The organism is Streptomyces sp. NPDC002788, assembly GCF_053592115.1.
Window position 1 is genome coordinate 296,941 of sequence record NZ_JBSFVB010000003.1, and the last position, 17,237, is coordinate 314,177.

Below are 17,237 nucleotides of genomic sequence, written 5' to 3' on the forward strand. Positions count from 1 at the left end.
TTCACCCTTCGGCTTGCCGGTAAATGATGGTGGTGCTGCCCACGACGATCCGCGAGCCGTCGCGGAGCGTAGCGCGGGTGGTGTGCTGCCCGTCCACCACGATGCCGTTGGTGGATCCGAGATCCTGGATCGTCGAGGGCGTTCCGGTCCGGATCTCGCAGTGCCGGCGGGAGACGCCGGGGTCGTCGATCCGCACATCGGCGTCGGTGCTGCGGCCCAGCACCAGCGTCGCGCGGGAGATCTGATGGCGGGAGCCGTTGATCTCGATCCAGTGGCGGGTGCGTCCGCCGGCGGCCGGGGGCCGCTGGCCGCTCGCGGGCTGTGGATAGCCGTAACCGCCGGGGCGGCCGCCGGGCGGCGGCGCGGTCGGCATGGGCGGGGCACCGGCGGGCGCGGCGGCCGGCGGGTACCCGTAGCCTCCGGGGCTTCCGCCTTGTGGGGCGGCGGGCGCTGCGCCGCCGCCTCCCGGTCCGCCCTGCTGGCTGCTGGAGGAGGCGAGCGTACGGCTGCGCACCCGGTAGAGGCCGGTGTCGAGGTCCTCCGCCTTCTCCAGGTGAACCTTGATCGGGCCCATGAAGGTGTAGCGCTGCTGCTTGGCGTAGTCGCGCACCATGCCGGCGAGCTCGTCGCCGAGCTGTCCGGAGTAGGGGCTGAGCCGCTCGAAGTCCGGCGTGCTCAGCTCCACGATGAAGTCGTTGGGCACGACCGTCCGGTCGCGGTTCCAGATCGTGGCGTTGTTGTCGCACTCGCGCTGGAGCGCTCCCGCGATCTCCACGGGCTGGACCTCGGACTTGAACACCTTGGCGAAGGTGCCGTTGACCAGACCTTCGAGACGCTGCTCGAACTTCTTCAGGACTCCCATGGGGCACCTCCTCCGTCGCTGCCGTCCTGTGTACTGCCCTGAGGGCCGCTTGCCTGGTACTGCTTACTGATCGTATCCACGCGCCGGTCGATCGGCTGGTTCCCCTGTCAGCACGGCCGACGGGTGTCGACGCATGACGAAGTTCCCTGTGGAGCTCCTCTTCGAACTCCTCCGCGAGTACCGCCGCGCGCAACCGCTTCAGGTGCTCCCGTCAAGGATCGTAGAGGCGGTCGAAGACCAGTGTCCCGCACCTGACTGTGGACCCCGCCCCCTCCTGGGGAGACAGCGGGTACCGGTACGAGGTTGATACGTGAACCGTTACGCGGTGATACGTGGCCGGGACATCGAAGGTTCCGCGGCGGGCCTGCCTGCGGCGATAAGGGATGTGAACCCACCCCTTCCAGCGTGCTAATGTTCTGCGTGTCGGAAGGCGCCAGCCCCCAGGGGAAGACGCCCAGGACACACCCAATGCGCGGGTGGCGGAATAGGCAGACGCGCTGGATTCAGGTTCCAGTGCCCGCAAGGGCGTGGGGGTTCAACTCCCCCCTCGCGCACCATGTCATGGGGCACCGACGAAAGTGCCCTGGCAGCACCGACGAAACGGGCTGATCGTGAAAACGATCAGCCCGTTTCGGCATGCCTGGGCAAGCCAGGGTCTGTGTGATGGTGCTTACACGCATGACTGCCCGGCGGCTGGTGAGCCGCCGGGCAGTCGGTCTTTGTGGTTGTTGATCTTCAGTGGGCTGGTGAAGTGTGGCCAGTCTCACTCATCGGGCTCGGTCTTTTCCGGCTCGGTGATGTAGCCCTTGGGGGTCCAGGTGCCCAGTGGCTTGGTCTTGCGGCGGCGGGTGGGACGTCGGTGGGGTCGGTTGCCGTGGAGGGCGATGGAGTTCGCCCAGACGGTGAGTTTGCGGCGGTTGGCATGAGCGAGCTGGAAGGCCAGCAGGAGGGTCTGGGCGGCGATGCCGCGGATGCGGCGGGTGCCGGCGTCTTCGAGGCGTTCGTAGAGGCGGTCCTTGGCGTAGCCGTTGTTGCCTTCGACGCTGTTGCGGAGGCGGAAGTAGACGCGCTGCCAGGCTTCGGAGCCGTACTGGAGGGGCTGCCAGAGGTTGGCGCCGGATTCCGGCGGTACCGTGATGGTCTTCTGACTGCAGCACGGGGGTGAGCCCGCGGGGCTGGGGGCGGGGTCGACGAGGGGCAGGTGGATGCCGCGGCCGAGGGTGTGCTTTTTGAGGGAGCACTGGGTGCGGCCTGCTTGGGCGGGGCACATCACGCGGCGGTGGCCCTCGGCGTCGGGGCGCTGCTTGGGCATGAAGAGGTAGGCAGCGCGGGCGCGGATGCGGTTGATCCAGGTCTGCTTGTCGATCTTCTCGTCGATGAGGTCCTTGGTGGCGTTCTTGAGCTCGTCGGGCATGGAGGGGCAGTACCAGTTGCCCTCGACGAGCTGGGCGCCCGCGAAGCCAGCCTGCACGCCGAGCTGGTCCTTGGCGTAGTCGTAGACGGGTTCGTAGCCCATGGCGCGGATGGGCAGCTGGAAGATCTCCGGTTTCTGGTCGTTGTAGGCGCGGTCCCCGGCCAGGTAGCCGCGCGGGAGGCTGTCGTCGATCTGCTGGAGGGCCTCGACGGCCACCTGCCCGGGGCGGTGGCTGGGCTTTTCGACGGAGAAAGCGATGACCAGGGCGGGGACGACGTCGGGGTTCGCTGAGCCGTCGGGCATCGGGGTGCCGTCGTGGCCGGGGTCGCGGGCGATGACGAGGGAGGCGTCGTAGCCGTACAGGCGCTTCTTGAGGCGGTCCGCCTTCTTTCGGAGCTTGGCGCCGTTCTTGTCCCGCTGGGCGGGGGCGAGGTCGTCGAGGGCGAGGGGGTCCTTGTGCTTGCTGGTGCGGACGTACCAGGCGGCGTCGGGGTCGGTGGAGGTGACCGGGCTGTCGGAGGCGAGGCCCTTGGCGTAGGTGCCGATGACGGTGGCGTCGACGCAGACTGAGCCGTCCCAGTGGCCGTCCAGGAGAGGCCGGGCCTCGCGCAGGGACATGGCGAGGATCATGTTGGTCACGCGGAGCAGGAGCGTGCGCCTGCGGGTGAGTTCGGCCGGGTCGGCCTGGGCGAGGAGTTTCTCGGTGTGGCGGCGGGCCAGGCGGTGGTTCTTGGGCAGCGGTGAGGGGTCGATGGCGTCGAGGACGCTGTGGATACGACGGCGGACGACCGCGTAGGCTGACTCGAAGCCGCGGTCGTGGTCGGCGTAGCGGCGCAGGCCGAGCTGCTGGCGCATCTCGTCGGAGAGCGCGAAGTACAGCAGGTTGGTGACACGGGTGAAGAGGATGACGCCGCCGTCGCGGGCAGCGGTCAGGCACATGCCGACGAGGAGGGCCCTGACCGGGAGGGTGCAGGGGCTGCCCGTCCGGCGGGCAACGAGCGGTTCGATCTCCTCGACCAGACCGGAGCCGGCCACTTGCTCGATGATTTCCAGGACCTCACGGTCGGCGACGGGGACGCGCTGGGAGCGCAGACGGGCGATGTGGGCGTGGCGGGCGAGACTGCGGTTCACCTGTCAGAACTCCTTCAGCGCGACGGCAGCCTGTTCGGGCGTGAGGTTGCGGACGTAGGGCAGGACCCGGTCGATGGAACGCAGGGTGGTCAGGCCTGCGGCGGCCATCAGGGTGGGCAGGTGCATGCGGGCCTCGATGGCGTCGACGAGCCAGGTGGCACGCGTCCGCCCCACGACCAGGGCTGAGCCGCCGGGCTGCTTCTTGGTGCGGGCGAGGAAGTTCGTGACCGTGTTCGTGCACCGCGCGTGGCTCGCGGGGCGGAAGAGATAGCGGGCCTCACCAGGCTGGGATGCCCAGGCGGTGGCCTCGGTGAGGACGGGCACCCAGGCGGTCCGGCACAGCACCACACGGGCGCGAGAGCCGCGGACGGCTACGCCTACGGCTCCGTTTGGCGCTTCACGTACGTCGTGGGTGCGCAGCGGGATGATCTCGGGTGAGTCCAGGCCGCAGCCGAAGCCGAGGGCGAGCAGGGCCAACAGGCCGTGGCGCAGCGCTTCGGTGGGCTGGGCGCGGGCTGTCGCGTACAACTGGGCCTGTTCCGCCTTGGTGTAGGGGCGTGAGGGGTTCGAGCCGGAGTAGGCGACCGGGGCCCCGGTGATCAAGTCGGGGCCGAGCAGGGCCCGGCGGAGTTTGTTGAGACGTCCACGGCGGTTGGAGCGGGCCGTGTCGTTCACGTGCGCGTAGCCCGTGGCCAGGTACCACTCGATGGCTTCTTCGGTGAGCAGGCGTTCCGCCTTGGTGGGCTGTCCGCAGGCGTCGGCGTGGGCCGCGGCATGGGCCAGGGCGCCGAGCCAGTCGCGGGCCTGTTTCGGCGTTGTTCGGGCTTGGCCTTGGCCACGGCACGTCGGCATTCGGCGCCGATGCGTTCCCAGACGGGGGCCGGGAGCTGGGGCCGGTACTGCTCGATCGCATCCATCGTGACTCTCCACCAGGAAAGGACCCCGGGAGGGGTGCTTTTCCAATAGCATGCAGTGGAGGTGGCGGATGCTGTCATGCCTGGAGGGCCGGATGGGCGACACTCTTCGACGTGCCCCAGGGAGACAAGCGACGCCTCAAGCCCTTCACGTACCTTGTCGAAGGCGCCTGGCCGCACGCCGTGCTAGATGACCACCACGGAGCCCGCGTGGCGCAGGAGATCGCGGCCCGGCTGCGCAAGCTGATGGGCGACAACGGCTGGTCGGTTGCCGAGGTGTCCCGGCGCAGTGGCGTGTCCCGGATGACGGTCACGCAGGTGCTTGACGGTGTGGTGTGGTGCGATCTGTTGACGATCGCCGACCTGGAGAAATCGCTGGACGTGGACCTGTGGCCCGGTCGTGAACCGGGCAATCCACCGCGGTGAATTCGCATGGGCATTCGGCTCCGCTGAATAGGGGCAGGTGAAGATGGCCGAATGCCGGACACCGGCCGGCAGTGCCGGGTAGTGTCGGAATCGGCCTTAGTGGGCTAGACCGTCGCCGCGGACCCAGTTGCCTCTGGATCCTTTATGCGGCGGCGGTCTTTTTGTGTCGGTGGTGTCGTGCGTGTGATGGTGGAGTGTGGATCAGTTCAAACGAACTTCCAGTTCTGGCGTGAGCGGTAGTAGGTGTGCCGGTCACCCTCGCGCCTGACGCGCTCCAGTGCGCCGCACTCCAGCAGGAGTCGCAGACAATTCCGGAGACTCTTGCGAGCCCGGGGTTCCTTGGGGGTGCCCAGGAGCCTGGCGAGATCCTCGGTGCCCCACGGAAGATCGGGGCGGGAGGCGATGACAGACAGCACTTCCTGCTGCTTCTTGCTCCGGATCAGGACCTCGGCGGGCTGGAAAGGTTCTGCGTCCTTCGCCGTGAGTGTCCCGTCCTCGAAGGTGACCGGTGGCTGGGTGGGGGCGGGTGGAGCGGGAGGCGGATCCGTGTCCGATTCCGGCGGGCTCGGGACCACGCGCAGGGTGACCGGAGGCTCCACTTGTCCCGGTGTGATGCCATGCTGCCTGGCCTGCTCCCGCATCGACCACAGGCGAGGTACCACTCCCTGCAGGCTCTGCGCCTCCTCGCGCAAAGCGAGAATCGCATTACGCCTCTCTGTCTCACGACGCAGCGCCGTGTTCAGTTTGTCGATGCGCTCGTCAGACTCCCCGAGGAGAACGTCGCACTGACGGACCACGTGTTCCGCTTCGTCCTCGAACTTGAGTGAGGGGCCTGGAAGCGCCTCCTGGTACGTCATACGGACCACGTTATGGCGGAATGGGCTTGGCTGTCTGCTCTTTGGCTTGCTGGGGAGCCAACTTCGAGAAAAGTCATATTTTCAAGGCGCTTGGAGGCTGTTCAGCGCTGTAATTGGCCCGTATTGAGCAAATACGACGGTGATAGCCAGCTGAAGTTGGCTCCAGAGTCTCAGACTTGCCCGGCAGACTCCTGCTGGGCTCCCGCTTCCGAGCCTGGGAGCGGGAGCCCAGCCAGCAGGGCGGGGGTCAGGCACTCCGAGCCATCCTGAATGGCCCGGACAGCTGCGCTTCTCAGCAGAAACGTCAGTCGGCCCGCATTGCCGCCGGTCCGTTCGTGGAGCAGGCCAGACAGCTCGGGCAGCGTGCCGGGCTGATGCGCGCGCAGCCGCAATGCGCTCTCGGCTTCGGTGAGCAACCGTCGCCAGCTCTCGCCCAGCGGAACGTCAGACAGTCGCACCGGAACAAGTCGGCGGTGCCGCGCCCCCGCCGTTGCGGAGGTGAAGGATTCCGGGGTGCCGATTCCGGCGAAGACGAAGGTCGCTGGGATCCGGTCGCACAGATAGTCCACTGTCTCGACCACCGCCGAGTCCGACCAGCCCGGGCCGCTCAGGTGCTGGGCCTCGTCGACCAGGATGAGTTCCGTGCGCGCGTCCTTCATCGCCGTAGCCACCCGGTGCGCCCATTCGGCCGTGGTGGGTGAGCCGCGCACGACAAGGCCGAAGGACCGGGCCAGCTCAACCAGCAGCAGACGCGGTGACGTGGCAGGAGGCAGCCGGGTGTAGACCGCCGGGACCGCCTTATCGTCGTTCGTCTCCGCGTTGAGGCGGTGACGGCTCTGCGCGCTGCAACGTCGCTGGGCCTCCAGCAGCGCGCTGGTCTTGCCCGTGCCGGGCTGACCGTGCAGCAGCACACCGTAGCGGGGGCTGGCCGCGTGCTGGTTGAGGAGCCGGACGTCACCGATCCGGTCCACGGCGGAGGCTACACAGGGGATGTGGAGCCGTAGTTGCGCGTGGTAGGCAAGGCGTGCCGCCTCGGGTAACTCCTGCGCGCGGTCACGGTGTTCCCTCGACGGAGGGACGGCTTCGCTCGGCTTTTCGGCCCCCCTTGTGGTTGGTTCGGCGGTGGGGAGTGGTTGGCGGGCCGCCGCCGTGGGGACGACGAGCCATTCCTCAGTCCCGGAGCGCAGCCACACCTGCCGGAGGTCGTACGGATCCCAGCGCACCTCGATCCGTCGGCGCTCGGATCCCGGTTCCCGCACCCGAGTCATCGGGTGCAGCGCCGGGGAGTTGTAGACGCGCCTGGCCAGACGCAGTCCGCTGGGGCCGACCACTCTCCAGGAGATGTCGAGCAGGTCGCGAAATTCCTTTGGTGGCAGGGGTGTTGGGATCCAACCGGCACGGTCCGTCAGTTCCTCGTACCGCTCCAGTGGTGTCTGCGGGTATCCGGCACCGGTCGGAAGAGCCCCATGCGGCCAGCCCTGCTCGACCCATGCATCGAGCATCTCCTGTACCCGCTCGACCGACCATCCTGCTGCACGGGCAGGACGGCCGGCGGCAGAGAAGAGGTGCGCGGCGAACCGCCCTGCAGCGTCCGCCATGACGCGCTCAACGCGACTGCGGATTCCTGGGGCGAGTCGGCGTGCGTACTGCACGTGAATCCCCCTGCGTACGCAGGCGTCCCGCAGGGCAGCCATGCCTGGAGCAGCCGCCGAATCGACGACGAGCGTGCGGGGACGGATCACCGGAGCGCCACCCGTCACCGACCGCGGTGATGCAGGACGAGGTTGTCCTGAAGGCGAAAGGGTGAACCAGCTGTCCCGCTGATCGGCCGGTACGCACATCCGGGCCAGAAGCGCAGGTCCGTACACTGGCTCAGAGCCCTCGAAGGCCACGGCGGTCAGCAGGACACCGCTGGCCTCGTCCAGCGCGAACAACACCCTCAGCCGGGCCCCGCCACGCGTCCCGTCGCTCGCTCCCGGGACGGACACGACATCCAGGTGCACGCGCTCGCCCACCTCCGGCAGCGGGGCGAGCTCCGCCTGTGACAACCGGCCGGTGAACTGTGAGCACAGCCGTCGCAGAGCGGAGTGGGACGGTACTGACACGTCGCCGTCGAGGGCCTGGCCGGCCAGCCGGGTCAGCAGCTCCGCGCGTACCCGCTCGACCCTTACTCGCCCAGGGCCCCCGTGCGAGAGGACGATCTCCCGTACGGCGTCCACCACCCGGGGGTCAAGCCTAGCCCCCGGCGCCTCGTGCCGTCCGGCCCGCCCGTCCAGCAGACCGTCCAGCCCCAACGCCTGATAGCGCTGCCGCTTGCGCCGCACTGTACGCGCCGATGCCCCCCGCACGCCCGACTCGGCCAGCTCCTGTGCCTTGGCCTCCTCCCGTGCCGCCAGCGAGTGGTGAGCTGGATCGAAAGCAGGACGCGGGCGTGCCCCGGGAGGCGCATCCAGAGCTAGCCCGGTCAGTACCTCAACAACATGCGACTGCCACCACCGCGCCCGCGCCCAAGCCGTGGCTGACGGGGGGGCACTTTCCCCTTCCTGCGTGCCGCCCCCGTCGAGCACTCTCGCGCCACTGCGCAGAAGCACGACCACGTCCGCCTGCCTCACAGCACCGGAAGAGTCCACCAGAGTCAGCCGTCGGCCGAGCACATACCGGACCGCATAGTCCCGTCCATCGAAACGGACTTGGTCACCGACGGACAGTCGATCCGGCCACACCAAGTAGACCCCTCCCCCGCCACCACGGTTCCGTTCGGGCGGCAGGAGTGAGCGGCCTCGGATCGGTCTGTGTGTGTTCACACCACGCACAGGCCCCCCGACGCTGCTCACTCCTGCCCGGCTTCTAGTCCACTGGGTGGAGCGGACGCCCCGTGCCGGATTCAGCACACAGTGCACCGGATGCCGTACAAGAGGATGCTGCCCCGCCTCACCCACCTGGAACACTCCAGGGTGCTATTCCAATCACATGTGGGCAGTGTGGTCCGTGTGACGAGTCCAGGTTCCCAGCCCGCCGCGCAGATCCGCCCCGTTGTCATCGATCCCGAGGCGCGACGCTTCCTGCTGGTGCCTGACCCCGGGATGTCATCGGTCGTCTGGAGCGTCCCCGCCCTTCCGATGCGGCCCGGCGAGTCCCTCCGCCGGGCCGCCGTACGCCATCTCAGGCGTGAACTGCGGATGCCCGCACTGCGGATCGCCCCCGTTATCGGGCGGATTCCTTTGTCCGGGCAACGCCGGTACGAGGAGTACTTCGTCCTTGTGGCACCCGCGGGAAAGGCCTGGCCGTGTGATGTGAGTGTCTTGCTGGCGCCGGGCGCGCGGTGGTGGGAGACGGCCGAACTACGGGACAGGGAAGTGCGAGTGGAGCCAGAAGTGCTGCTCGACCTCATCGACGGCTACTGGGAGGGCTGGCTGCCCGACGGAGTGATCTCCCTTGAATGAGCCGAGAGACAGGAGAGGTGAAGTGCCCTTGCACGCCATTGAGATCGTTTTGACCCGCGCAGTTGGGGCCGTCGAGTTGAGAGCCGCGCGAAAGGAGGGCCGCTTGCCCCTGGCGGCCTCCACAGACCGCACACGCTTCGCCGTGCTCGTGACCGCGAAGAACGAGCACCAGGCTATGAGGAAGATCTGGCGGCGGTTGCAGCACGCACTCCCCATCGATGTGCTGTGCAGCGTCTTCCCCGGGCCCGATGGCAAGTACCTTATGAGCATCCCCATGGCCGACGACGTGTGGGAGCGGGCCCGTGGTCAGGCCGCCGCGGCCGGGAAGAGCCCCGAGGACTTCCTCAGCGAAGCCGTCGCACAGGCACCTCGCTCGTGACCGGTCCGATCGCCGTGCACGGGTGGACCGCTCGCTCGATGCCCTGCTGCGCGCGTACACCACCGAGGAAGTCACGGCGGCAGTCACCTGGCGGATCAGACCGTCAATCTGAGCAGCCCGCGAGTGAGATGGACCCTATATATCCAGTGCACCCCATTTCCGCAAGGCGAGGAAGACCCAGCAATGCGAGCTAACGCTCAGTCACGGTCCGCTCTGAGGCGCAGTGTGCGGAAGAACCTCCGGATGTCGTCGACGAGCAGGTCCGGCTCCTCCAGCGCGGGGAAATGGCCACCGCGGTCGTGGTCCGTCCACTGGACGACGTTGTTCGTCTTCTGCGCGATGTGCTTCAGGAGGACGAAGTTGTCGTGGGGGAAGTGGGCGACGGCGGTCGGTGCCGTGGAGGGTTCGGGCGGGGTGCCCCAGTAGTCCGCGTGCGCGCGCTCGTAGTAGATGCGCGCCGAGGAGCCCGCCGTGGCGGTCAGCCAGTACAGCATGACGTTGGTGAGCAGGAGGTCACGGTCCACGGGGTGTTCGGCCCACTCGTGGAACTTCTCCGCGATCCAGGCGAGTTGGCCGACCGGCGAGTCAGTCAGGCCGTACGCCAGGGTCTGCGGCCGGGTGGACTGGATGTCCGCGTAGCCCTGCCGGTCGCGTACCCAGGCCTGGAAGCGGGCCCAGGACCGGCGGGTGTTCTCGGCCTCCTGCGGTGAGAGCCCGGAGAGATCGCCGGGGTCGTGCGCCATGTAGCCGTTGGGCAGAAGGTTCAGATGGACGCCGATCACCTCGGGGCGCGTACGGCCCAGTTCGCGGGAGATCGCGGCGCCCCAGTCCCCGCCCTGCACCCCGTAGCGTGCGTGGCCGAGCCGGCGCATGAGTTCAGCGAAGGCCGCGGTCACCCTGCGCGGTTCCCAGCCGCGCTCACGGGTGGGACCCGACAGGCCGAAGCCCGGAATGCTCGGCAGCACCAGGTGGAAGGCGTCGGCGGGGTCCCCGCCGTACCGCGCCGGGTCGGTGAGGGGCCCGGCGACGTGGGTGAACTCGACCAGGGAGCCCGGCCAGCCATGGGTCATCAACAGGGGCGTGGCACCCGGTTCGGGAGAGCGGATGTGCGCGAAGTGGACGCGCGCGCCGTCGATCACGGTGGTGTACTGCGGCCATTCGTTGAGCCGGGCCTCGGCGGCACGCCAGTCGTAGTCGTGCCGCCAGTACCGGGTGAGCTCCTGGAGATGCGCGAGCGGCACCCCGTAGTCCCAGCCCGCGCCGGGCAGCTCGTCGGGCCAGCGGGTGCGGTCCAGCCGCCGGCGCAGATCGTCCAGATCGGCTTCCGCGATGTCCAGGCGGAACGGCTCCACGCGCTCGGCGGGGCTCGGGGGGTTCATCTCGCTCATCCGGGCAGGATTCCAGGCACCGCCGGCAGCGGTCGAACGCAGGTCCGTACGAGGTCGGCGATGGCCGCCCAGTGGTCCAGCAGGTAAAAGTGGTCGCCCGGCAGAAGCTCCAGGCGGAACGGGCCGGTCGTGTGGCGGGACCAGGCCTGGACGTCGTCGAGCGGCGCGACCGGGTCCCCGTCGCCGCCGAGCGCGATCAGGGAACAGTCCAGCGGACCGCAGCCCGGCCGGGGGCGGTACGTCTCGCTCGCCCGGTAGTCGCTGCGGATCACCGGCAGCAGTAGCGAGCGCATCTCGGGGTGGTCGAGCAGTTCCTTCGTGGTGCCGCCGAGCCAGGAGATCTGCTCCACCAGCGCTGCGTCGTCGAGGAGGTACGAAGTGGTGAGCCGGACGCGGTCGGGGGCAGGGCGGCCCGAGGCGAGCAGCGCCGCCGGACCCCGCTCGCCGAGCCGCTGAGCGACCTCGTAGGCGAGGATGGCGCCCATGCTGTGGCCGAAGAAGATCCGCGGCACTCCGGTGTCGGCGTTGTCGAGCGCCTCGGCGGTGCGGTCGGCCAGCTCGTGCAGATCAGTGATGGCCGGTTCGTCGTGCCGTTCCTGTCGGCCCGGGTACTGCACTGCGACGGTCACGATGTCGTCGCCGAGCTCGGCGGCGAGGGGCCGGTACCAGCTCGCGGCACCCCCGGAGTGCGGGAAGCACACCAACTCGGGTGTGCCGCTCTCGGCCTGGGCAGGCCCTCCGATGCGCTTGAGCCAGGGGGACGGGACAGTCATGCTCACGATTCCCTCTCAGGCCGGGGTCTGCTGGGGCTGCGCGGCGATCAGGGCGTGGTCGTGCTCGATCAGACCCAGCTTCGAGGCGCCGCCGGGCGATCCGAGCTCGGTGAAGAACTCCGCGTTGGCCTGGATGTAGACCTGCCACTCCGCGGGGACGTCGTCCTCGTAGAAGATGGCCTCCACGGGGCACACCGGCTCGCAGGCGCCGCAGTCGACGCATTCGTCGGGCTGGATGTAGAGGGCGCGCTCGCCCTCGTAGATGCAGTCGACGGGGCACTCTTCGAGACAGGCCTTGTCCTTGACGTCGACGCAGGGCTGAGCGATCACATACGACATGGGGTGTTGCTTCTCCCGTTCAGTGGTGGCGAGTCGGACCGGGTCGGGTGACGGTGTCAGACGTAGTCGATACGCAGGCTCGGTCGCCGGTCGGCCAGTGGCAGATAGCAGTACGACGCCCGGGCCGTCGAGACCAGGGGCGTCCCGCGATCGCCGGCCAGCACCACCGTGTGGCAGGCGGCGAGGACCTCGGCGCCCGTGACACGGTGCTGGGCGCAGTCCGCGTACAACTGCCCGGCCGCCACCGTCGCCTCCGGCGTGGGTTCGGCGGCCTCGACGCCGCGGCCGCCGAGGAACCGGCGGATCGTCGCCCCGGCGCCAGGCGGGTGCCGTTCGTCGCACTCCTCGTCCCAGCAGGTACGCATGGCGCAGGCGACGCCGAAGCTGAACGCGGGCACGACCAGACGGATGTCACCGGTCAGAGCCGCGTCTCGCAGGACGGATCCGCGTGGGGTGTGTCCCAGGGCGATGCGGTACAAGGAGTACGCGTCGACCACGGCCGTCTCCAAGCGCGCCAAGAGTTCGTCCTGGCTCACGATGGAATCTCCTTGGTGTGGGGTTCAGCGTGGTGTGGGTCCGCCGCGTGTCACAGTCCGAGCGAGATGGGGTCGGTGAAGGGGCAGCTCTCTCCGCCCGGGCTGTGGTCCCAGGTGTGGTGGCGGCACGGCATCGAGCGCCCCGAGGACCGCTCGAAGGTCTCCATGGGGGCCACGGCGGTACGCCGGGGCGTGGCGGCTTGGTCGTCGGACGGCTGCTCGTCGTGGCTCATCTCGGATGACCTCAACTTCCGGTCGGTGTCGGTGGGATGAACGCCTCATGGGCGCAGGAGAGGTGACGGCGCCTTGTCCGGCCTCGAGCGGCCGGGACGTGGCACCGCACCGGCGGGTCAGGCCGCTGCCCGGTCCTCGAGCGGCCTGCGGCGCAGCGCGGGAGTCGCGAGGGCTGGTGGCGGCCAGGAGGCGAGTGGGGCGTAGAGGTCGGTGCCCGGCGGGACGATCTCGTCGATCCGGTCGAGGACGGCGTCGTCGAGGGTGAGCGAAGCGCCCTTGAGAGCGCTGTCGAGGTGGTCCGTGGTGCGCGGGCCGATGATCGCGGAGGTCACGGCGGGGTGCGCGGTGACGAAGGCCAGCGCGAGTTCGGGCAACGTGCAGCCGAGGTCGCCGGCGAGGTCGATCAGCTGCTCCAGGGCGTCGAACTTCGCCGTGTTCTGGGCCAGCGCCGGGTCGAAACGCGCGGGCACGACCGCGGGGCGGCCCTGGGTGAGGTCGATGGCGTCGCCCTTGCGGTACTTGCCGGACAGGAACCCGAAGGCGAGCGGACTCCAGGTCAGCACGCCCATCCGGTGGCGCTGACAGGCGGGCAGCACATCGGCCTCGATGCCACGGGCGAGCAGCGAGTACGGAGGCTGCTCGGTACGGAAGCGCATCAGGCCGCGACGCTCGGCCACATGGTGCGAGTCGACGATGTCCTCCACGGGGAAGGACGAACACCCGAAGGCGCGGATCTTGCCCTGCCGGACGAGGTCGGTGAGGACCCCGAGGGTCTCCTCCACGTCGGTGGAGTAGTCGGGGCGGTGCACCTGGTAGAGGTCGATCCAGTCGGTCTGCAGCCGGCCGAGACTGTCCTCCACCGCCTGGGTGATCCAGCGTCGTGAATTGCCGCTGCGATTGCGGCCCTCACCCATCTGGAAGTGCACCTTCGTGGCGAGCACCACGTCGTCGCGGCGTCCCTTGAGCGCCTTGCCCACGATGATTTCCGATTCGCCCGCCGCGTACATGTCCGCGGTATCGACGAAGTTGATTCCCTGGTCGAGGGCCGTGTGGACGATGCGAATACAGGATTCGTGATCCGAATTCGCGACGAAACCGAAATTCATGGTGCCGAGGCAGTACGCGCTCACTTCCATGCCGGTCCCGCCGAGCGTGCGGTAACGCATGGTCATGCTCCCTTGCAAGGTCGACTTGCCGAAATGGTTCCGAGTTTTCTGGATGCGAACGCGCAGCCCACGGGTTGTGCTGCGGCATCCGGGGAAGTGGGGTTTGCGAGCTGGATCGGGAGCTTACGCAGGTGTGCGACCGGGTTCAGCAGATGGCTGGCGCACCGGAACGAGAATGGCAAGTTCCGTAAGTAGTCGGGCCCTGATCGTCGCCGCTTGCCCGGTGCGGGCGGCCAGGGGATACGGTCCAGCTATGTCGGTCGCGGGCGGTGAACCGCTCGGTTCTCGCGACTCGCCCACGCCCCCTCCGAATTCCCGGGCGGCGTGCTTTCTCTCCCTCCGACGCCCAGGCCGGCCTGTGCCGTCCGCCGTCCGTAACGCGATGCTTCCGTGAAAGGAGTCGGGCCATATCCAGGCACGAAACTCGTTCCTCCGGCTGCCCAGTCGACGCGGCGTCAGCCGACCTCATCGACCCCACCCTCTACAGCAGCGGAGACGCCTACGAGATCTGGCGGCGGCTGCGTCAGGAGGACGGGCTCAGCTGGCACCAGGTGGACGACGAGCGGGGCTTCTGGTCCGTGGTGAAGTACGCCGACACCGATCTGGTGCTGCGTGACTCCGCCACGTTCACCTCCGAGCGGGGCACCCTGCTCGACCTGCTCGGCACCGACGACCCCGCCGGCGGGCAGCAGCTGGCCGTCACGGACCCGCCCCGGCACACCGAACGGCAGGCCCGGCTGAAGAAGGCCCTCGCCGTGAAGGCGGTGGACCGCCAGCGGGAGACGATCCGGGGGAAGGTCGTCGACCTCCTCGAACCGCTCGGCTCGGGCCAGGCGTTCGACTTCGGCACGGCCATGCTGGCGCTGCCGATGTCGGTCACCGGCACGATGATGGGGCTGCCGGAGGCGGACTGGGCGTGGCTGAGCAGGCTGACCACGGTGTGTATCGCCGCCGACGATCCGGAGTTCCAGGATCCGGGCGGCAAGGAGGCGACGCTGCAGGCGGCGCACCGCGAGCTGTTCGGCTACTTCCAGGACCTCATGCGGCACCGCCGCGACAACCTCGGTGACGACCTGCTCAGTGTGCTGATCTCCACCCGTTTCGAGGGCCGGCACATGTCTGCGAGCGAGATCGTCGCGAACTGCTACAGCCTGCTGCTGGGCGCCAACGTCACTACCCCGCACGCCCCCACCTTCTTCCTCGCCGAGTTCACCGGCACCGACGTGATGGCGGACTGGGCGGCCCACCCCGAGGTCAACGGGACGGCCTACGAGGAGGCGTTGCGCTGGGCCTCACCGGTCAACCACGTCCTGCGCTACGCCACCCGGGACACGGTCGTGCGCGGTACGCGGATCGCCGCCGGTGACGCCGTCGTCGCCTGGCTCGGCTCCGCCAACCGCGACGAGGAGGTGTTCGAGAACAGCGAGACCTTCGACATCCGGCGCAAGCCCAACAAACACCTCGCGTTCGGCATCGGCCCGCACTACTGCGTCGGGCACAGCGTCGCCCGCGTCACGGTCGGCGTCCTGTTCGAGGAACTCTTCGCCCGCTACGAGGACTTCGAGCCGGCCGGCAAGCCCGAGCGGCTCATCTCCAACTTCGCGTCCGGCTACAAGCACGTGCCGATCACGGCGCGCCGGCGCTCCTGAGGGAATCCGATGGAAACGGCGAAAGACATGCTCCCGCCCACCCGGCGGACCGCTGAGCCCCAGTGGTACGAAGCCAATCCGGCGCAGAAGGGGCTGTGGGTCCTGGACCGGGTGGAGCACCTGCGCCCCACGAGTCTGATCCCCACCGTCGTGCGGTTCTCGGGACCCGTGGACCACGACCTGCTGGTGGCCTCCGTACGACGGGTCCTCGGCCGGCATCCCGCGCTGCGCTCCCGCTTCCGGCTCGACGCCTGGAACAAGCGGATCGAGTACCGCACGGACGCCCCGCCCGCCGAGGCGGGCTTCCTCGACGCCGCCGCGGAGGGCTGGTCCGCGCATGAGCTGGACCGGCTCGTGGACCTCCTGTGCTACACGCCCTTCGACCTGGCCGACGAGGCACCCGCCCGCGCCGAGGTGATCCGCGTCGATGCCGGGACCACGCTGCTGGTGTTCACCGTGCACCACATCGTCTGCGACGGCTGGTCGCGCACGCTGCTCATGACGGAGATCGCCGAGGTGTACCGGGCCGCCGTGGCCGGTGCCGAACCCCGCCTGAGCACGCCCCCGCATCCCAGCGAGGTGGTCACCATGGCGGGACCGGAGGAGACGGAGGAACGGCTGCCCGCGGTCCTCGAACGGCTCACGGGGGTGCCCGTCGACGTGCGGATCCCCTTCCGCCGGCAGACCGACGACCCTTCGCTGTCCGGGGCGAGCGCCGCCCTCCGGTTCGACGCAGGCCTCACCGAGGACCTGCTGGCGGTGGCCGAGGCCGAGGGCTGCACCCCGTTCATGGTCGGCACGGCCCTGTTCGCCGCCTCCCTGGCGCGCACGGGGGACCAGCGGGACTTCCTCTTCGCCTTCGGGTGGCCCGGCCGTGACGATCCGGCCCACGCCGACGCGATTGGCATGTTCATGAACACATCCATGGTCCGGGTGACCCTCGACGAGGCGACCACCTGGCGTGAGCTCCTTCGCACCACCCGGTTCGCCGCCATGGAGGCCTTCGTCGACGCCGACGTGCCGCTCGACGCCGTCGCCGCCGGCCTGCGGCCCGAGCGGGAGGTCATCTGGCCGCCGCTGTCCGCGGTGCTGGTGAACATGGCTGAGGTGCCCGCGGACCTGCACCTGGCCGAGGACGTGGTGGGCCGCATCCAGCCCCTGCCCTCCTTGCACATGAAGTACGACCTGGGCCTGTTCGTCACCGTGACCGAGGAGTCCGGCTCCCGGCAGCTGGAGCTGTCCGCCGACTTCATCGAGGCCCTCTACGACCGGGGCGACGTCGCCGCCCTCCTCGCAGACCTTCAGCGCTGTGCCATCCAGCTCGTCGACTTTCCGGAGGAAACCGTGACCGACCAGTCCGCTGCCGTAGACCTGTCCACGCCCGAGGCCCGCATCGAGCTCGTCCGCTCCCTGTGGCAGGAGGTCCTCAAGACCGACGAACAGGTGGGCGACGACGTCAGCTTCTTCGACGCCGGCGGCGACTCCCTGCTGCTGATCATGCTCGTCGAGCGGCTCAGCCAGACCTCCGGCCAGGCCCTGAGGACCATGGACCTCTTCCGCGCGGGAACCGTACGCGGCCACGCCGAACTCCTCGCCGCTCCGGCCGGGCCCGGCGCGTCCGCCGCCGGGTCCGGTGCCCGCGACCGCATATTCGGCGCTGCCCGCGGCTGACCTCCGGCTTCCGTGCCGAGCCGACCGCGACCACCCCTCGTACCCGTGGGAAGAG

General features: G+C 69.1%; 16 protein-coding genes and 1 tRNA gene. 6 read left to right on the forward strand and 11 right to left on the reverse strand.

Annotated elements, in window-relative coordinates:
* Position 1: 1 nt before the first annotated feature.
* Positions 2-862: an FhaA domain-containing protein gene (locus tag ACWD1U_RS08020; RefSeq protein ID WP_451105460.1), complete on the reverse strand. Its 861-nt coding sequence runs from the start codon at positions 860-862 to the stop codon at positions 2-4.
* 470 nt (positions 863-1,332) lie between these two features.
* Between ACWD1U_RS08020 and ACWD1U_RS08025 the strand changes: the two genes are divergently transcribed.
* A tRNA-Leu gene (locus ACWD1U_RS08025) sits at positions 1,333-1,419 on the forward strand.
* Positions 1,420-1,625: 206 nt separating this feature from the next.
* On the opposite strand, the gene ACWD1U_RS08030 is transcribed toward ACWD1U_RS08025, so the two are convergent.
* Positions 1,626-3,407, reverse strand: a complete 1,782-nt coding sequence (locus ACWD1U_RS08030; RefSeq protein ID WP_451105462.1) for a hypothetical protein — start codon at positions 3,405-3,407, stop codon at positions 1,626-1,628.
* A 3-nt stretch (positions 3,408-3,410) separates the two neighbouring features.
* The gene (locus ACWD1U_RS08035) at positions 3,411-4,259 is read right to left on the reverse strand and encodes a hypothetical protein (RefSeq protein ID WP_451105464.1); all 849 of its coding nucleotides are present in this window, start codon (positions 4,257-4,259) and stop codon (positions 3,411-3,413) included.
* A 272-nt stretch (positions 4,260-4,531) separates the two neighbouring features.
* Between ACWD1U_RS08035 and ACWD1U_RS08040 the strand changes: the two genes are divergently transcribed.
* The gene (locus tag ACWD1U_RS08040; protein ID WP_451105466.1) at positions 4,532-4,747 is read left to right on the forward strand and encodes a helix-turn-helix domain-containing protein; all 216 of its coding nucleotides are present in this window, start codon (positions 4,532-4,534) and stop codon (positions 4,745-4,747) included.
* A gap of 206 nt (positions 4,748-4,953) precedes the next feature.
* Here ACWD1U_RS08040 and ACWD1U_RS08045 read toward each other — a convergent pair whose 3' ends face one another.
* Both ACWD1U_RS08045 and ACWD1U_RS08050 read right to left on the reverse strand, forming a co-directional pair.
* A complete protein-coding gene (locus tag ACWD1U_RS08045; protein ID WP_451105468.1) occupies positions 4,954-5,604 on the reverse strand; it encodes a hypothetical protein in 651 nt (216 codons plus the stop codon).
* A gap of 170 nt (positions 5,605-5,774) precedes the next feature.
* On the reverse strand, positions 5,775-7,202 hold the full coding sequence (locus ACWD1U_RS08050; RefSeq protein WP_451105470.1) for an AAA family ATPase: 1,428 nt from the start codon (positions 7,200-7,202) through the stop codon (positions 5,775-5,777).
* A gap of 1,392 nt (positions 7,203-8,594) precedes the next feature.
* On the opposite strand from ACWD1U_RS08050, the gene ACWD1U_RS08055 reads away from it, so the two are divergent.
* On the forward strand, positions 8,595-9,047 hold the full coding sequence (locus tag ACWD1U_RS08055; RefSeq protein ID WP_451105472.1) for an NUDIX domain-containing protein: 453 nt from the start codon (positions 8,595-8,597) through the stop codon (positions 9,045-9,047).
* A gap of 103 nt (positions 9,048-9,150) precedes the next feature.
* Positions 9,151-9,426: a hypothetical protein gene (locus ACWD1U_RS08060; protein ID WP_451105474.1), complete on the forward strand. Its 276-nt coding sequence runs from the start codon at positions 9,151-9,153 to the stop codon at positions 9,424-9,426.
* Positions 9,427-9,623: 197 nt separating this feature from the next.
* On the opposite strand, the gene ACWD1U_RS08065 is transcribed toward ACWD1U_RS08060, so the two are convergent.
* The 6 genes from ACWD1U_RS08065 to ACWD1U_RS08090 form a co-directional block, all read right to left on the reverse strand.
* On the reverse strand, positions 9,624-10,805 hold the full coding sequence (locus tag ACWD1U_RS08065) for an epoxide hydrolase family protein (RefSeq protein ID WP_451105780.1): 1,182 nt from the start codon (positions 10,803-10,805) through the stop codon (positions 9,624-9,626).
* Between the two features lie 5 nt (positions 10,806-10,810).
* Positions 10,811-11,587 (reverse strand): thioesterase II family protein, encoded by a 777-nt coding sequence (locus ACWD1U_RS08070; RefSeq protein WP_451105476.1) that lies wholly within the window; start codon positions 11,585-11,587, stop codon positions 10,811-10,813.
* Positions 11,588-11,602: 15 nt separating this feature from the next.
* Positions 11,603-11,926, reverse strand: coding sequence for a ferredoxin (gene fdxA / locus ACWD1U_RS08075; protein ID WP_451105478.1), 324 nt, complete (start codon positions 11,924-11,926; stop codon positions 11,603-11,605).
* 56 nt (positions 11,927-11,982) lie between these two features.
* Complete coding sequence (locus ACWD1U_RS08080; RefSeq protein ID WP_451105480.1) at positions 11,983-12,462, reverse strand: hypothetical protein; 480 nt, start codon at positions 12,460-12,462, stop codon at positions 11,983-11,985.
* Between the two features lie 50 nt (positions 12,463-12,512).
* Positions 12,513-12,695 (reverse strand): hypothetical protein, encoded by a 183-nt coding sequence (locus tag ACWD1U_RS08085; protein WP_451105482.1) that lies wholly within the window; start codon positions 12,693-12,695, stop codon positions 12,513-12,515.
* A 117-nt stretch (positions 12,696-12,812) separates the two neighbouring features.
* Positions 12,813-13,862, reverse strand: coding sequence for an aldo/keto reductase (locus ACWD1U_RS08090; RefSeq protein WP_451105484.1), 1,050 nt, complete (start codon positions 13,860-13,862; stop codon positions 12,813-12,815).
* Positions 13,863-14,413: 551 nt separating this feature from the next.
* On the opposite strand from ACWD1U_RS08090, the gene ACWD1U_RS08095 reads away from it, so the two are divergent.
* Positions 14,414-15,511, forward strand: a complete 1,098-nt coding sequence (locus ACWD1U_RS08095; protein WP_451105486.1) for a cytochrome P450 — start codon at positions 14,414-14,416, stop codon at positions 15,509-15,511.
* 9 nt (positions 15,512-15,520) lie between these two features.
* Complete coding sequence (locus ACWD1U_RS08100) at positions 15,521-17,182, forward strand: condensation domain-containing protein (protein WP_451105488.1); 1,662 nt, start codon at positions 15,521-15,523, stop codon at positions 17,180-17,182.
* The last annotated feature ends 55 nt before the right edge of the window (positions 17,183-17,237 follow it).

What these genes read in the sequence shown, in the direction of transcription:
- ACWD1U_RS08020 (WP_451105460.1), bottom strand. Translation starts at nt 862, where the DNA reads ATGGGAGTCCTGAAGAAGTTCGAGCAGCGTCTCGAAGGTCTGGTCAAC.
- ACWD1U_RS08035 (WP_451105464.1), bottom strand. Translation starts at nt 4,259, where the DNA reads ATGCCGACGTGCCGTGGCCAAGGCCAAGCCCGAACAACGCCGAAACAG.
- ACWD1U_RS08045 (WP_451105468.1), bottom strand. Translation starts at nt 5,604, where the DNA reads ATGACGTACCAGGAGGCGCTTCCAGGCCCCTCACTCAAGTTCGAGGAC.
- ACWD1U_RS08050 (WP_451105470.1), bottom strand. Translation starts at nt 7,202, where the DNA reads ATGGCGGACGCTGCAGGGCGGTTCGCCGCGCACCTCTTCTCTGCCGCC.
- ACWD1U_RS08065 (WP_451105780.1), bottom strand. Translation starts at nt 10,805, where the DNA reads ATGAACCCCCCGAGCCCCGCCGAGCGCGTGGAGCCGTTCCGCCTGGAC.
- ACWD1U_RS08070 (WP_451105476.1), bottom strand. Translation starts at nt 11,587, where the DNA reads ATGACTGTCCCGTCCCCCTGGCTCAAGCGCATCGGAGGGCCTGCCCAG.
- fdxA (WP_451105478.1), bottom strand. Translation starts at nt 11,926, where the DNA reads ATGTCGTATGTGATCGCTCAGCCCTGCGTCGACGTCAAGGACAAGGCC.
- ACWD1U_RS08085 (WP_451105482.1), bottom strand. Translation starts at nt 12,695, where the DNA reads ATGAGCCACGACGAGCAGCCGTCCGACGACCAAGCCGCCACGCCCCGG.
- ACWD1U_RS08090 (WP_451105484.1), bottom strand. Translation starts at nt 13,862, where the DNA reads ATGCGTTACCGCACGCTCGGCGGGACCGGCATGGAAGTGAGCGCGTAC.
- ACWD1U_RS08100 (WP_451105488.1), top strand. Translation starts at nt 15,521, where the DNA reads ATGGAAACGGCGAAAGACATGCTCCCGCCCACCCGGCGGACCGCTGAG.